Annotated in this window: 14 protein-coding genes and 1 pseudogene; 6 read left to right on the top strand and 9 right to left on the bottom strand. The window is 51.2% G+C overall.

What is annotated here, in order from left to right:
* Positions 1-6 precede the first annotated feature (6 nt).
* From ADICEAN_RS01385 to ADICEAN_RS01355, 7 genes are all read right to left on the bottom strand, one after another.
* Positions 7-1,248, bottom strand: coding sequence for a murein hydrolase activator EnvC family protein (locus ADICEAN_RS01385; RefSeq protein ID WP_009193708.1), 1,242 nt, complete (start codon positions 1,246-1,248; stop codon positions 7-9).
* Positions 1,232-1,990 (bottom strand): DUF4292 domain-containing protein, encoded by a 759-nt coding sequence (locus ADICEAN_RS01380; protein WP_009193707.1) that lies wholly within the window; start codon positions 1,988-1,990, stop codon positions 1,232-1,234. The genes ADICEAN_RS01385 and ADICEAN_RS01380 overlap by 17 nt, the downstream gene beginning before the upstream one ends.
* The gene (locus ADICEAN_RS01375) at positions 1,983-3,671 is read right to left on the bottom strand and encodes a tetratricopeptide repeat protein (protein ID WP_009193706.1); all 1,689 of its coding nucleotides are present in this window, start codon (positions 3,669-3,671) and stop codon (positions 1,983-1,985) included. Before ADICEAN_RS01375 ends, ADICEAN_RS01380 begins: the two co-directional genes overlap by 8 nt.
* A gap of 71 nt (positions 3,672-3,742) precedes the next feature.
* Entirely contained in the window at positions 3,743-4,750 is a 1,008-nt protein-coding gene (locus ADICEAN_RS01370; RefSeq protein ID WP_009193705.1) for a sugar phosphate nucleotidyltransferase, read from the bottom strand.
* Positions 4,751-4,877: 127 nt separating this feature from the next.
* Complete coding sequence (dut, locus tag ADICEAN_RS01365) at positions 4,878-5,324, bottom strand: dUTP diphosphatase (RefSeq protein ID WP_009193704.1); 447 nt, start codon at positions 5,322-5,324, stop codon at positions 4,878-4,880.
* Between the two features lie 40 nt (positions 5,325-5,364).
* On the bottom strand, positions 5,365-6,882 hold the full coding sequence (locus tag ADICEAN_RS01360; RefSeq protein ID WP_009193703.1) for a lipopolysaccharide biosynthesis protein: 1,518 nt from the start codon (positions 6,880-6,882) through the stop codon (positions 5,365-5,367).
* 18 nt (positions 6,883-6,900) lie between these two features.
* Positions 6,901-7,689, bottom strand: coding sequence for an enoyl-CoA hydratase/isomerase family protein (locus tag ADICEAN_RS01355; protein ID WP_009193702.1), 789 nt, complete (start codon positions 7,687-7,689; stop codon positions 6,901-6,903).
* Between the two features lie 329 nt (positions 7,690-8,018).
* Between ADICEAN_RS01355 and ADICEAN_RS01345 the strand changes: the two genes are divergently transcribed.
* The 3 genes from ADICEAN_RS01345 to ADICEAN_RS01340 all read left to right on the top strand — a co-directional run bounded on the left by ADICEAN_RS01345 (position 8,019) and on the right by ADICEAN_RS01340 (position 10,662).
* On the top strand, positions 8,019-9,194 hold the full coding sequence (locus tag ADICEAN_RS01345; RefSeq protein WP_009193701.1) for a T9SS type A sorting domain-containing protein: 1,176 nt from the start codon (positions 8,019-8,021) through the stop codon (positions 9,192-9,194).
* A 356-nt stretch (positions 9,195-9,550) separates the two neighbouring features.
* On the top strand, positions 9,551-9,823 hold the full coding sequence (locus ADICEAN_RS22500; protein WP_161622644.1) for a hypothetical protein: 273 nt from the start codon (positions 9,551-9,553) through the stop codon (positions 9,821-9,823).
* Complete coding sequence (locus ADICEAN_RS01340) at positions 9,817-10,662, top strand: T9SS type A sorting domain-containing protein (RefSeq protein ID WP_009193700.1); 846 nt, start codon at positions 9,817-9,819, stop codon at positions 10,660-10,662. Before ADICEAN_RS22500 ends, ADICEAN_RS01340 begins: the two co-directional genes overlap by 7 nt.
* Positions 10,663-11,024: 362 nt before the next feature.
* On the opposite strand, the gene ADICEAN_RS22220 is transcribed toward ADICEAN_RS01340, so the two are convergent.
* Positions 11,025-11,456 (bottom strand): hypothetical protein, encoded by a 432-nt coding sequence (locus tag ADICEAN_RS22220; RefSeq protein WP_161622643.1) that lies wholly within the window; start codon positions 11,454-11,456, stop codon positions 11,025-11,027.
* Here ADICEAN_RS22220 and ADICEAN_RS24015 point away from each other — a divergent pair.
* Positions 11,401-11,892: pseudogene (locus ADICEAN_RS24015) on the top strand (hypothetical protein); the annotation flags it as partial. The gene ADICEAN_RS22220 and the pseudogene ADICEAN_RS24015 overlap by 56 nt on opposite strands.
* 423 nt (positions 11,893-12,315) lie before the next feature.
* The gene (locus ADICEAN_RS01335; RefSeq protein ID WP_009193698.1) at positions 12,316-12,861 is read left to right on the top strand and encodes a T9SS type A sorting domain-containing protein; all 546 of its coding nucleotides are present in this window, start codon (positions 12,316-12,318) and stop codon (positions 12,859-12,861) included.
* Positions 12,862-12,980: 119 nt separating this feature from the next.
* Here ADICEAN_RS01335 and ADICEAN_RS01330 read toward each other — a convergent pair whose 3' ends face one another.
* Positions 12,981-13,940 carry an NAD-dependent epimerase/dehydratase family protein gene (locus ADICEAN_RS01330; RefSeq protein ID WP_009193697.1) on the bottom strand — a complete coding sequence of 320 codons (960 nt, stop codon included), beginning with the start codon at positions 13,938-13,940 and terminating at the stop codon, positions 12,981-12,983.
* Positions 13,941-14,073: 133 nt separating this feature from the next.
* On the opposite strand from ADICEAN_RS01330, the gene ADICEAN_RS01325 reads away from it, so the two are divergent.
* Positions 14,074-14,280, top strand: coding sequence for a hypothetical protein (locus ADICEAN_RS01325; RefSeq protein WP_009193696.1), 207 nt, complete (start codon positions 14,074-14,076; stop codon positions 14,278-14,280).
* The last annotated feature ends 1 nt before the right edge of the window (position 14,281 follow it).

Raw genomic sequence — 14,281 nt, 5'->3', positions numbered from 1 at the left:
AATCTCTTAATTCTTAAAGAGCCACTGCTCGGGATTCAGTTTCTGATCGTTTTTCCAGATCTCGAAGTGTACCTCGCTTACCCCTTCTTTGGTAGTATAGACCGTACCGATGGGGTCTTTGGCCTTGATTTTCTGCAGGGGCTTTACGGTTACTTCTTTCAGGCGGGCATACACGGTAAAGTACTGGCCGTGCTGGATCATGACCACGTTGTTCATGCCAGGCATAAAGAATACGCGGCGCACCTCGCCATCAAACACCGCACGCACCTGCTCATTTTCTTTGGTCTGGATCTCAATGCCGCTGTTCTCCAGCTTCACCTGCTTATAGACCTGCTGCTCGCCAAACTGGGCGGAGATAAAGCCGCTGGCCACCGGCCACAACAGGCGGGCGCGGGCGCCCTCAAAGGAATTTCCAAGGGCGGCGGCCTCAGGGGTTAGGGGTACGGCAGCAGAAGCACTGGCAGTAGCGGTTTTGTTGCGCCTGGCTTCGGCTTCGGCCTCTTTGCGGGCGCGCTCTATTTCTTCTTTTACCAGGCGGGCCAGCAGGGCATCCAGCTGCTGCAGGTCTTTGCGGCGCTGGTTCAGGTCTTGCTGAATGCTTTTTTCCTGTTCGCTCAGGCGGGCAATGGTGCGGCTCTGGCGCTGCTGCAGGGCAATGAGGTTTTGGTTCTGGGCTACCTGCTCATCGAGCAGCTTCTGCTGCTCCTGACGTTTGCTCCTGACCTGCTGCTGCTGCATGCCCAGCAGGTCCTGCACTTTGCGGATCTGCTCCAGCTGCACAATGCGGGCTTCCTTGTACTGCTCCAGCCACTTCATGCGCATGAAGAGCTGGTTAAAGGTGGGGGCCGAAAAAAGAAAGGTAAGGGTACTGTAGCCTTTATTGGCTTTATAGGCATTGTACACCATTTTGGCATACTCCTGCTTAAACTGGCTAAGGTCTTTCTCCAGTGCGCGTACTACCAGGCCCAGCTCGCCGATCTCGGCATCGAGCAGAGAAAGTTCTTTGCTGATCAGGCGGGTAAGCTCCTGGCTGGCGGCAATCTGGGCTTCCAGGGCAGAGAGCTCGCCCAGCGTTGCCTTTTTTTCGTTGCGGGTCTGGGAGAGAATGTTCTCTGCCTCGCGTATTTTCTTCAGGTTTTCCTGCTTCTTTTTTTCCAGCTCTGCCTTATTCTGGGCAACAGCCGGCGCCACCAGCAGGCACAATAATACGATACCCCACAGGCCAACCCCTCTAGTGTTTGCGAACATAGCGATCCGGAATGCTGAACGGAAATGATAAAGCCGTATCACTAAACTCGGCCTTATTATGCTGAAAAGCAACTACCGTAGCCCGCATTTCTTGCTTCTCCTGGTATTGGGCCGTAATGGTGCTGGTGTAGGGCAGCATGTTGGTGCCATGATTTTGAAAATCAGCATACTGCAGCAGCAGGTTGTTGGGCGAATTGGGCTCCTGCAGAATTACTTTTATGAGCTTAAGGGTGGCGTTGTTGAAGTAGTTGATGATATCTACCCCCTGTTGCTGCTGCATGACAATGGTTTCGGACTCGGTGCGGCGTATGCGGTTGTTGGTCGTAAGGGGAACAATGGGATCGCCCAGCAGGGCCGCCTGCAGAATATCAAAATCCACCACCACATTCATTTTCTGGCTTAGCTCCTGAAAGCTGTAGGCGTGGTATTCTTTCTGCAGCTTGTTTACCAGAAAGAGCGAATCGCGCGTTACCAGCCCGCGGGCAGCTTCAATGCCCAGAACAGGGGTTACCGAAAACCAGATGAGGCTGTCTTTGCGGATGCGGATGTTGGTGGGGGAGCTCATGCGCTGATCGCCATTTTCATAGGAGATCTTGCTGCGCGTATTGAGGTATTTAAAATCTACGGGGCGTACGTTGAGGGCGGCCAGGTCTTTTTCGCTTACGGTAGGAATGGCATCGCGCTTACAGCCTGTGAGCACGAGCAGGGTAGCAAGCAGCAGGGCCAGCAGATTGTTATTCATAGAGCTTTCGGTCCTTTATTTTTTTCTCTAGTTGGGCAGATACGCCAGGCTTGGTCAGGGCTTTTTTCCATTGCTGGAGGGCCTCATCTACCCGGCCCAGGCGAAAGAGTACATCGCCATAATGTTCAAGAATTGTGCCATCATCGTTGCCGGCAGCTTCTTTAAGCGCATTTTGCAGATGGGGCAGGGCCTGATCGAACTTGCCCAGGCGGTAGAGCACCCAGGCATGGGTATCCAGGTAGTTGGGGTTGGTGGGATGTTGGGCTACGAGTTTCTTGCTCATTTCCAGGGCCAGGGGCAGTTTGTCGCCCCGCAGGGCCAGATAATAGCTGTAGTTATTCAGGATGTAGGCGTTGTTGGGGTCAAAGGCCAGGGCAGCCTCATAGGCGGCATCGGAGAGGTCGTAGCGCTTCAGTCCATTATAGGCATCGCCCAGGTGGCTGTTAAAGATGCTGATAAGCTGTTTGTTGGCAGCAGCCAGGCGCTTGCCCTGCTCCAGGGCCATGGCCGCTTCATCAAACTTATCCAGGCTAAGGTTGGCGGCGCCGCTAAAGTAGTAAAGAGCAGCCTGGTTGGGAAAGAGCATCAGGGCCTGGTCGGCCTCGCGGGCCACGCTGTCATAGCGGCCCAGTTCCAGACCAAGGGTAAGTACGTTCTGCCAGACCTCAAAGTTGTTTTCTTCCTGTTGCAGGGCCTGCAGGTAGCTGGCGCGGGCCTGCTGCTTCTGGTTGCGGGCTATGGCCAGATCACCGGAGATGGCGTAGGCCTGGGCATCGGCCGGGTGCGCTTCCCGGATGGTGGCAGCCATTTGCTCCAGGCTGCCTTCCAGCTCAGGTCGCTGGGCCAGCTGCGGAATAAGGCGGGCCATTTCCTGCAGTTTAATCTGAATGTCCAGCTCGGGGCTGGCAAAGGCTTTGATGAGGTATTCACTGGCCTGCCGGGGCTGTTGCTGGGCCTCATACGCTTTGGCCAGCAGGTAGTTGGCTTCGGCATCCTGGGGGTGCTTCTCCAGGTAGGTCTGCAGGTATTTTTGAGCATCGGCATAGCGCTCTACATTCAGCAACAGGCGGGCCTGGCGCAGGGCATAGCTGCTTTCGGTAGGGTAGTGGGCTACCAGTTTTTCGCCTTCGGCCAGGGCATCGGCCAGTTTGTTCTGGCTCAGGTAGAGGCGCTGCTTGAGCTCTACAATGCCTTCATCAATGCCCAGTTCTTTTTCGGCTTTGTTCAGGGCCGTTAGGGCCTTGTCGGTCTGGTTGAGCTGCAGGTAAATCTGGGCCAGTTTCAGATAATTGTGGGGAGCGGCGCCCGACCGGCTCATCATGCCCTCAACGGTGGCGGCGGCATCGGCCGAGTTGCCGGAGCGCAGCTGGGCTTCGGCCAGTACCATGTAGTACCACTGGTTTTCCTTATCCAGGGCCAGTGCTTCCCGGGCATGGCCTATAGCAGCCTCATAGCGCTCCTGCTGCAGCAGAATTTCGGCCATTTTGTAGTGGGCTGCCGCGTTTTTGGGATTGATCTTCAGCGACTGCTCAAAGGCGCTGAGGGCTTTTTTATGATCATCTGTTAGCGCATAGCGCACGCCATCCATAAAGTACTCATCGGCAGCTCCGGTCTGCAGCTGAGCGGTTTTTGGGGTGGTTTTGTCCTTTTTAGGGGTTTTCTGTGCGTATGAAAAAGACATACCTACTGCAAGCAGTAGGTATGTGAAAAAACTCATACGGACTATCCGATGCGGTAACAGCCTCATGCCGGTTATTCTTTTACAACGTTATAATCACCTACGCTAAGGTCTTTTGCCCTGCCTTCATAGATAACATAGTTTCCCAGCATCGAGTTCTTGGCCCGGAGGTCTTTCACCTGGCTGTTGGTCTGCACAATGGTGTTTTCCAGGCGGCTGTCCCAGATCTTGCTGTTATCTCCTATGGAAACGTGCGGGCCTATCACTGAATTGTACAGCTCTACATTTTCTCCGATATAACAGGGGGGGATGATCACCGAATTGGTGATTTTGGCCGATTTGGCCACCAACTCCTTATCCTTGATGTACTCCAGGTAGCGCTGGTTGGTGTAGACGGTTACATCTTTGTTGCCGCAGTCCAGCCATTCATCTACCTGTCCGGGCACAAATTTGGCACCCTTCTGCTTCATGTTCTCCAGGGCATTGGTGATCTGGTACTCGCCCTTGTCCTTGATGTCGTTATCGAGCAGGTACTGGATCTCCCGGCGCAGCCAGTCACCCTCTTTAAAGTAATAGATGCCAATGATGGCCAGGTCAGAAACAAATTGCTGGGGCTTTTCTACAAAATCGGTAATGTGCCCGTCGCTATCCACCTTCACCACGCCAAAGGGGCGGGGGTCTTCTACTTTTTGCACCCAGATAATGCCGTCGCTGCTGGTATCGAGCCGAAAATCGGCTTTGAACAGGGTATCGGCAAAGGCTACAATGCAGTTGCCCTCCAGCAGCTCGCCGGCGCACATAATGGCATGGGCAGTGCCCAGGGCTTTCTCCTGGTAAAAGACATGGCCTTTGGCACCCAGCTGGGCAGCCACTTCCTTCAGGTGTACTTCTACGTCCTGCCCAAAGCTGGGGTGGATCACAAAACCGATGTTATCGATCTTTTGCTGGGCAATGCCTGCAATATCCTCAACCAGGCGCTGGGCAATGGGCTTGCCGGCAATGGGCAGCAGGGGTTTGGGAACGGTAAGCGAATGCGGGCGCATGCGTGTGCCCCGGCCAGCCATAGGGATAATAATGTTCATAGAGAGAAAAAATGTATGGTATACGTTAGGTTAAAATACGAGTTGAATGATACAAGGTGTCAGCGATAAGGGATGAGCGGCTGTGTATCTTCTCTTCTTCACAGGCTGATACCTGCGGGCTAGCTGGTTACCTGGTTCCCGAGCTGCCAAAGCCTCCCTGGCCCCGACTGGAATCGGAGAGGGCTTCGGTGCCTTCCCAGCGGACTGCCTCATGGCGGGCCACCACCAGCTGGGCAATGCGCTCACCGTCGTTAATAACGAATGGATCTGCCGAAAGGTTAACCAAAAGGATCTTCAGTTCGCCCCGGTAATCGGCATCGATGGTGCCCGGGCTGTTCAGGACCGTAACCCCATGTTTATAGGCCAGGCCACTGCGGGGGCGCACCTGCGCTTCAAAGCCCAGGGGTATCTCCAGAAACAGGCCGGTGGGGATCAGAACCCGCTGCAGGGGCTTCAGCTCCAGGGGTTCTGCTAAAAAGGCACGCAGGTCCAGGCCGGCAGCCGCAGGAGTCTGGTAAGCCGGCAGGGGGTGATGCGATGTGTTGATGACCTTAACGGCAAGTTCGTTGTTCATACAGGCTAGGAGGTGAGGGGTTCCGGTTTCGACAAAGATACTAAAAAGGGCTGGGGGATGTGCGCAGCCGCTTCATTTCATACAGGCCAATGGCCAGGATATAAAGCAGGGTGGCGCCAATGCCGGCTGCTACGGCGGGCCAGGTAGCTTCCGGCATCAGCAGGCGCAGGGCATAAGCAAGCATCACGGTACCCCCGATGTAAAGCAGGCCGCTTAGGGTGCGGTAGGGAATGGGGTAGAACTTCTGTCCATAATAATAGCACATGGCCATAATGCTAAAGTATACCAGCAGGGACGAGAGGGCTGCCCCCATATAGCCCAACAGCGGGATCAGCAGCAGGTTGAGTACTATGGTCAGTACAGCGCCAATGCTGGTAAACCAGGTGCCCCAGCCGGTTTTGTCCGAGAGCTTGAACCAGATGGAGAGATTCAGGTACACCCCATAAAAAAGGTAGCCCAGCAGCAGGATCGGAACAATCTCAAGGCCCTCCAGGTAAATGGTGTCACGCAGCAACAGGGGAACTAGCCACGGAAGGTTCACTGTAACGGCAAACAGGATCAGGCAGCAGACCAGAATAAAGTAGTGCATTACCTGACTGAAAAGGGCAGGAGAGTTCTTGTCCGAAGCCTTGCTGAAAAAGAAAGGCTCAGCCGCAAAGCGAAACGCCTGTATGGCAAGGTTCATGAAAATGGAGAGCTTGTAGCAGCCAATGAAGATACCCACGGCGGCCTCCTTGTTGTACGCTTCATAGAAATTGTCCGGCAGCCAGTGCTGCAGCAGGGGGATGGACAGCATCTGGTTGGTAACCCCGGCAATGCCCATGAGCAGCAGGGGGTAGCTGTAGAGGAGCATCTCCTTCCACATGGGTTTGTACAGCTGCAGACGCACTTTTAATAGTACGGGCAGCAACAGCGGCAGGTACAGCGAATTTGCAATAAGGTTGGACAGGAATACATAGCCAACCCCCAGGCCGGGATCATAGATGCGCTCCACCAGTGGCTGCAGCGAGCTAAGCATGGGCCATTCCCCCCGGAGAATGGCCGGGCATAGTACCAGGAAAAAGAGGTTCAGGCCAATGTTCAGAAAAATATTGATCAGGCGGGCGCTGGCAAAGAGTATGGGCCGGTTTTGCAGCCGCAGGCGGGCAAAGGGGATGGCCACAATGGCATCTAGAGCAATGATAATGGCCAGCCAGTAGATGTAGCTCACTGGAAGCCGCTGGTAATTGAGCCATTCCAGTAGTGTGGGCGCCAGCAGAAACAGGATGCCGCTCAGCAGCAGGCTGGTGATCAGGATAGAGGTAAAACTTGTATTATAGGCTAGTTGCTCTTGTTCCCGCTGCCTGTTGGCAAATCGGAAATAGGCCGTTTCCATTCCATAGGTATAGAGCACATTAAAAAAGGCCACATAAGCATAGAGTGTACCCACTATGCCGTACTCGCCTACGGCAAACACACTGGTATAGAGGGGTACCAGCAGAAAGTTAAGGGCGCGGCCCAGAATGCTGCTGATGCCGTAAAGGGCCGTATCGCCGGCAAGTTTTTTTAGGCTGCTCATGGGGCAGGCGCGGGGCCTTTATTCTCCGGAAAAGTGGGGTTTGCGTTTTTCCAGAAAAGCAGCGGTGCCTTCTTTAAAATCGGCGGTGCGGCAGCAGCTGCCAAAGGCGTTTGCTTCGGCCTGGTAACCCTTTACCTGCGGGTTAAACACGCCATTTACACAATCCACCACCATGCCTATGGCCAGGGGGCCTTTGCTGGTGATCTTTTGCATCAGTTCCTGGCATTTAGCGGTGAGTTCTTCCCGGCCGGCCACCACATGGTTTACCAGGCCCAGGGCTTTGGCTTCGTCGGCGCCGATCATATCCCCGGTCATCATCAGTTCCATGGCCTTGCCCTTACCAATGAGCTGGGTTAGGCGCTGGGTGCCCCCATAGCCTGGGATAATGCCCAGATTTACCTCCGGCTGGCCAAAGCGGGCGTTTTGGGTGGCAATGCGCATGTGACAGGCCATGGCAATTTCGCAGCCGCCGCCCAGGGCAAAGCCATTTACCGCCGCAATGGTGGGCTTGTGGCAATTCTCAAAGAGGGCGAATACTTCCTGACCCCGTTCCGAGAATTTGCGGCCGTTTACTTCAGTAAGCTGGGCCAGTTCGCTGATATCGGCGCCGGCAACAAATGCTTTCTCACCGCTTCCGGTCAGGATCACTCCCTTGATGGTGGGGTCATCATAGACTTGCTGGATGGCGGTCCGCAGTTCTTCTATAGTGTCACCGTTCAGAGCATTGAGTTTATCAGGACGATTGATGGTAATGGTCAGAATGCCAGTGCTATCTATATCTAAAAGCAGGTTGTCGAATTCGTTCATGCCTATTTTGTCAGGTTTGGCTCAAAGATAAAGGCTGCCGGGGCAACCTACAAGAATATGAGGGGCTGGTTTAGGGCAGAGAGGGCTTTTTTCTGCAGAAGAGCTTAAAAGCGCTCCTGTGTAATGCTTTTGGTGCTCGGAATTATTTTTGGGGATAAATATCCCATGTAGACCAACCGTTAAGGCTCTTTTTACGTATATCATTCAAGGAATTATTTGAATAATTAAAAAATAAGACGTGTAAGTTTTTGACTTATCGAAACGTTTTTTAATTTTGATCTCAGATAATTGCGCTGCTTTATTACTACTCGCTCCAAAATTCTACGGTCATGAAAAAACTTTTACTCTTTATACTGCTAGTGGCGCTGGGTGGGCCGGTGTTCGGGCAGACTTATACTGTCTATTATACTGTTTCATCAACAAATTGGGCAGGTAGCACTTCAAAGTGGGCTACTGGTGAATATACTGGGGATATTAATGGTCTCACCAGTTCAACTTTTGGAACAGGGACTGTATCCGGACTTTATCCAGGATCAACAGGTAAGGCCAGTGGGCCTGATTTTCCAGAAAAAGTCGATAAACCAGATATTATGTTGATAAGAGCTGGGCATACAGTCTCGTTCACAAATATTTTTTACTACAATGGAATCATATTAATTGAGCCTGGAGCAACACTTTTCCTGAACAAACTTGATAATGAGAAGGGTCGGCTCATCATGGATGCAGACTCCTATATTATTATTCGTCCAGGAGGTGATATCAAAGCTGCATCTCAAACTGATTCCGGACTTTCAGCTGACTTCTTGGAAATTGGAGGTAAAAAGATTAATGGTAACGCTATTAACTTCATGCCATTTCCACGAAATGATGGTGTCTTTTGGTTGAATCCCGAGTATTTAGATTGCATTCAAAAGGAATTCAACATGAGTGGGAATAATAGCGATCCTACTGCCCCGAATAAATGCGATTACCTAGCTTATCCCCCAACACCCCAACCTGTTGATTTGACTCATTATACAGTTCGTTCTACAGGCTCATCGGTTGAGGTTCGCTGGGAAGCTGCCAAGGAATGGAACTTTAGCCATTATGTAGTAGAGTGGTCGACTGAAGGCAGTACCTTTACTCCTGCCGGCACCATCAGTGCCAAAGGCACTGACTATGGCAAGCAAGTGTATTCTTTTCGTCACAGCCCAGGCCTGGCCGGCACTGTATATTACCGCCTGCTTACCGTTGATATAGACGGAACGGTAGAAGATAAAGGAACAAGAGTCGTGCGCATAGGGGCAGAAGTTTTCAATGCCCATGCTAAAAACGGTCGTGTACACATTACCTATAATGGTCCTGCAGAAAGCCAGTTGGTACTGTTTGACACTTCCGGACGGGTGATTAAGAACGCTGGATTATCGACCGAAGGATTTGAAACGGCAGGCATAGCTCCTGGAATGTATCTGCTGCAGATCTCTAACAGCCTTGAACGTAAAGTAACACGAGTAGTACTACAGTAATAAGCAAGCGTAAAAGTTAAAGCCTGGCTCCATGAGTCGGGCTTTTTTTGTGCCGGCTTACATCACTTAAAGCGTTACTTTAGCATAGCATTTGACTGTTTGGAGAAGAATTTGTCATCCTTTTATAGATGGTAATTTTCTAGTAATAGCGCTCCATTGCATAAAAAATCAACTAATGCGTTGCAAGCTTGGGATGGTATTGCGGCATCGGTAATTTATTATCGTTAATTACTTTTACATTAACAAGCCTTATTAGATGCCATTCCTACATAGGTATGGATAATGAGCATTTCTAAAAAACTGAGATCGGGAAAGATTTTAGCTTTGTTCAATTATAGCTTTATTCAGTCCAATATATGAAAGCGATTTTTCTTAGTCTTGTCTTGAATGCCTGTTTTGTGTTTGCCTATGGGCAAACCCATACAACCTTAACTGACAGAGCAGGATATTGGAATGATGGGACAATATGGAGTAGCGGTACTGCTCCTACACAAAGTGTTAGTAGCGTAACAATTGTAGAATCAACTGCAGCTGCGGCAAAGGATGGCGCTAGAGTTGTTATCCCTGGTAGTTTGAATAGTGGGAATCTAGCCGTAACAGATCGGTTAACGGTAAATGGGTTTTGGTAATTGAAGGTAATCTTACTTTTTCCAATCACACAGAGCTGTCGATAGGTCCAAAGGGCATCCTGATTGTAAGAGGAACTTTTGCGGCTAGTCCCCACCTTGATGTTGCTTCCGGAGGTATCCTGATTATAAATGGATCGATCACCTGGCCAGGAAATGAAAAGCAAGGTTCTTTTGAAAACGACGGAGAGTTCTACTCCAGAGTAAATGATACAAAATATTCAGACGACGGACGACAGAATTTTAATCAATTATTAGCGACTCATCCAGATCTTTGGGCTATTGCTACCGGCAGTGGAATCACTCCCCTCCCCGTAGAACTTCTCTATTTTCGCTCCACTACCATCCCCCAGGGCATTCAGTTGGACTGGGCCTCGGCCAAGGAGTGGGACTTTAGCCACTATATTCTAGAGCGCTCCGGCAATGGAAAAGACTTCAGCCCGATTCATACCCTATATGTAACAGGCGATAGCCAGTCGACTAAAACCTATAGCTACCTGGACCGCCAGCCCCCGTATGGCGCCAACTACTACCGCCTGAAAGCGACCGACATTGATGGTACCGTAGCCTTTAAAGGAATGGTGCTGGCGTATTCAGGAACTACGGGGGCGCTTGATGTAAGTCCGAACCCCTCTTCTTCAGGAAAAATACAGCTTGGATATGCGGGCGCTGCAGAAGGTACATGGATAACGATCCTAAATAGTACCGGCGCAGAAGTTTTACGCCTTGAAATGCCGGTAAATGAACTGACGATTTCTACTACTGGTCTACCAAAGGGATTGTACATTGTAAAGGTATGGAACCAGTTTGAGGTAAAGCAGTCAAGGCTTTTGCTACAATAACTTTCATCAGTTTGCCCTTTACTGGTAAAACTAAGACCCCAGGCTATATAGTCTGGGGTCTTAGTTTTTATATGCCATTTTTTATTATTCAGTATAGATTGCCTCCTGTTTCCTTGGCAAGAAGTTAGGTGGAGGTAGAAGATCAAGGCAATAGCCCTGCTTTTTAAGTAAATACATACATGCGTAGGGTATACTCTCTAGTGCCAACTTCTAGTTTAGCCGATGGGACTAGCTTTGTATACAGCTTGCTAAAATGCAGAAGTATATTCAAAAATTAATTTTGCTGCTAAATACCTTTAGGTAGTATGGATTGAGCTTGGTGCCTAATTCACTTGACACGTTACCTACAGTCACTAAGACTTCTATAAAAAATCAATTCCACCCAATACTATAATACTCTCAGCAATCACTCTTATGAGAATAAATTTACTAATTGTTAGTTTTTTGATGATAACCTTTGGTTCTGTTGCCCAAACATTTAGAACGAATGGGGAATGGGGAACTGCAAGTAACTGGAATCCAAGTTCAGTTCCAAGTGGTGCCGATACGAACGTAGGGTTGAACGCTAATGCAACTATTACTGGGACACATGTAATTGGCGACATTGATGCAAGTAATAATACTTCTGTAACTGTCAACTCCGGAGCATCGCTAACAATAGGATCATCGAGTTTATTCAATAGGACTACCACAACAATTGAAAATCGGAATTCTGGACCCTGGCTTATACCAGCTGGAGTGGCCTCTGTTGCCATAAGGGCCTGGGGTGGCGGAGGTGCAGGTGGTACTGTCACAGGTAACGTAGGAGCAGGAGGGGGAGGTGCAGGAGGTACTTACTCGACCGGCACGGTCTCCGTACAGGGTGGTACTACCTATTATGTTCAGGTAGGGACGGGTGGAGTAGCTGGAGCTGCAGCCGGAAAAGGGGGCGACTCTTGGTTTAGTACCAGTACGAGTTCTGCTAATGCCTTGGTGTTGGCCCCCGGTGGGGCAAATGCGCCTACGGTAACTGCAGCCAATGGAATAGGGAGTGGAGCCTCGGGTTCCATAAGTGGTGCAATTGGCAGCGCAATAGCAGGTGGTAATGGAGCAACTGCTGCGTCAACCTCCGTAAGCGGAAGTGGCGGGGCTGGAGGCGGTGCCGGTGGAAGCGGTGGGGCTGGCAGAAACAATAACGGAGATGGCAACTCCGGCAGCGCCCCAGGAGGCGGAGGCGGAGGTGCCAGAACAAGTGATAATACTGATAGAAACGGAGGAAGTGGGGGAGCTGGAAGGGTTGAAGTGACATATACAAGGCCAGACCCTGTTAAGAAAAGCGTAACTTTTGAGAATGGCAATACACTCACCATACAGGCGAATGGACGATTGGAAATATGGGGAGATCTTATTATTAACAACAATATGGATTTCAATATAACTGGAATCCTTATTGTACACGGTAATATCGTTATGAAAAACAATGGGGAAGTGAGAATCACAGGGACCGGAAACCTCCAGGTTGGCGGAGACTTTACTTCTGATAATAACCTTATTATGTCAAACCTGGGGAATGTGGTAATTGGTGGCGCCCTGACTGTAGGCAATAATTCTGCCTATTCAGGTAATGGCACTATTTCAGTTGGAAGTTGCTCGCCAGCAGGAAGTCCATTTTGCATGAACCTCCCCCTCCCCGTAGAACTCCTGTACTTCCGCTCTAGCGCTACCTCGCAGGGCATCCAACTGGACTGGGCTTCGGCTAAGGAATGGGACTTCAGCCATTATACGCTAGAGCGTTCCAATAATGGAAAAGACTATTCTCCTATACATGTAGAATATGTAAGCGGCGACAGCCATACCACCAAACAGTACAGCTACTTCGATCGGCAGCCGCAATATGGCGCCAATTACTACCGCCTGAAAGCAACCGACATCGACGGCACCGAAGAATATAAAGGAATTGTACTGGCTTATTCCGGTACCAAAGGGGATCTGGAACTGGCCCCTAACCCGGCCAAAGGAGGTGCTGTTCGGCTGCGTTACCTGGGGGCTTCTGATGGTACCTGGGTGAGCATTCTGAATGCTTCCGGAGTGGAGATGGCAAGGGTGCTCATGTTGGAGCATAACCTGCAGCTTCCCATCGAGCATCTGCCAAGAGGCCTCTACCTTATCAAGGTCTGGAACCAGCTGGAAAGTAGACAAACCCGCCTGGTGATTCCTTAATAGCTTACGACATATCTAAACAAAAACCCCGAACTGCAAGGTCCGGGGTTTTTTTGGTGGTATGCACTGTATCTTTCATGCAGATATCTAAAACCGTTCTGCTGTTGCCAAAGGGCTGCTCAGGCAAAATGCCCTTCTTCTTTGAGCACCCGCAGGTTCTCCAGCATATCCTGGGTCATGCGGTCCAGGTTGTAGGCAGGCTGCCAGTTCCAGTCCTGGCGGGCGTAGCTGTCGTTGATGCTGTCGGGCCAGGAGTCGGCAATCTGCTGGCGGAAATCGGGCTGGTAGCGGATCTGGAACTGGGGCAGGTGCCGGCGGATAGAGGCGGCAATCTCCTCCGGATCAAAGCTGAGGGCACCCAGGTTGTAGCTGCTGCGGATGCGCAGGCTGTCGGCAGGGGCATCCATGAGCTGCAGGGTAGCCTGTATGGCATCGGGCATGTACATCATGGGCAGATAAGTGCCCTTTGCCAGAAAGCAGGTATAATCCTCGCCTTCCAGGGCCTTGTGGTAAATATCTACCGCATAGTCGGTGGTGCCGCCCCCAGGCAGGGCCTTGTAGCCGATCAGGCCGGGGTAGCGCAGGCTGCGTACATCTACACCCCATTTCTTCCAGTAGTATTCGCACCACTGCTCGCCGGCCAGTTTGCTGATGCCATAGATGGTGGTGGGATTGCAGACCGTGTATTGGGGTACGTCTTTCTTAGGGGTATCGGGCCCGAATACGGCAATGCTGCTGGGCCAGTAGGTCTTGCCTACCTTCAGCTCCCGGGCAGCCTCCAGTACATTAAAGAGGCTCTCCATGTTGAGCTTCCAGGCAAAGTGGGGGTTCTTTTCGCCGGTGGCCGACAGCACGGCGGCCAGGTGGTAGATCTGGGTGGTGCCTTCCTGCTTTATCAGCCGGTAGAGGCCTTCCTTGTCAAGGGCATCCAGCAATTCAAACCGATCGCCCCCGGCCAGCTGGCGGGGCTGGCGTATATCGGTGGCCAGCACGTTCTCCCGCCCCCATTTTTCCCGAAGCGCATCCGTTAGCTCACTTCCCAACTGCCCGTTGGCGCCTATTACCAGTACTTTTTCCATATCCAATCGTTTGCCCCAAAAATAGTGTAAACGTTTGAACCGGCCGAATGGCTCTACTCTAATTTTGCAAAAAGGGGTGTAAGGTCCGGCTAATTCCTGGCAAATGGGTGGGGCTTGTGTATATTTGCAGGGTATGGAAGCGCTCGGCTGGGAAGCCTATCTGGCTCTTAAAAAAATTGATGCTGCCGCCTACCGGAAGGGGGCGCCGGAGCAATACGCCCTTTTTGAGCAGCAATTTTTGCAGATGCATCCCGAGAGCTTTACGGCTCACAAACTTTTTTTGCTCAACGACATCCGTCGCACCTACCCCCTGTTATCTCATCAGAAAGAATCGAAATAAC

Source organism: Cesiribacter andamanensis AMV16 (genome assembly GCF_000348925.1).
GTDB lineage: Bacteria > Bacteroidota > Bacteroidia > Cytophagales > Cyclobacteriaceae > Cesiribacter > Cesiribacter andamanensis.
The sequence above is the reverse complement of the archived record's forward strand: the minus strand, read 5'-3'. Positions and strand labels throughout refer to the sequence as shown.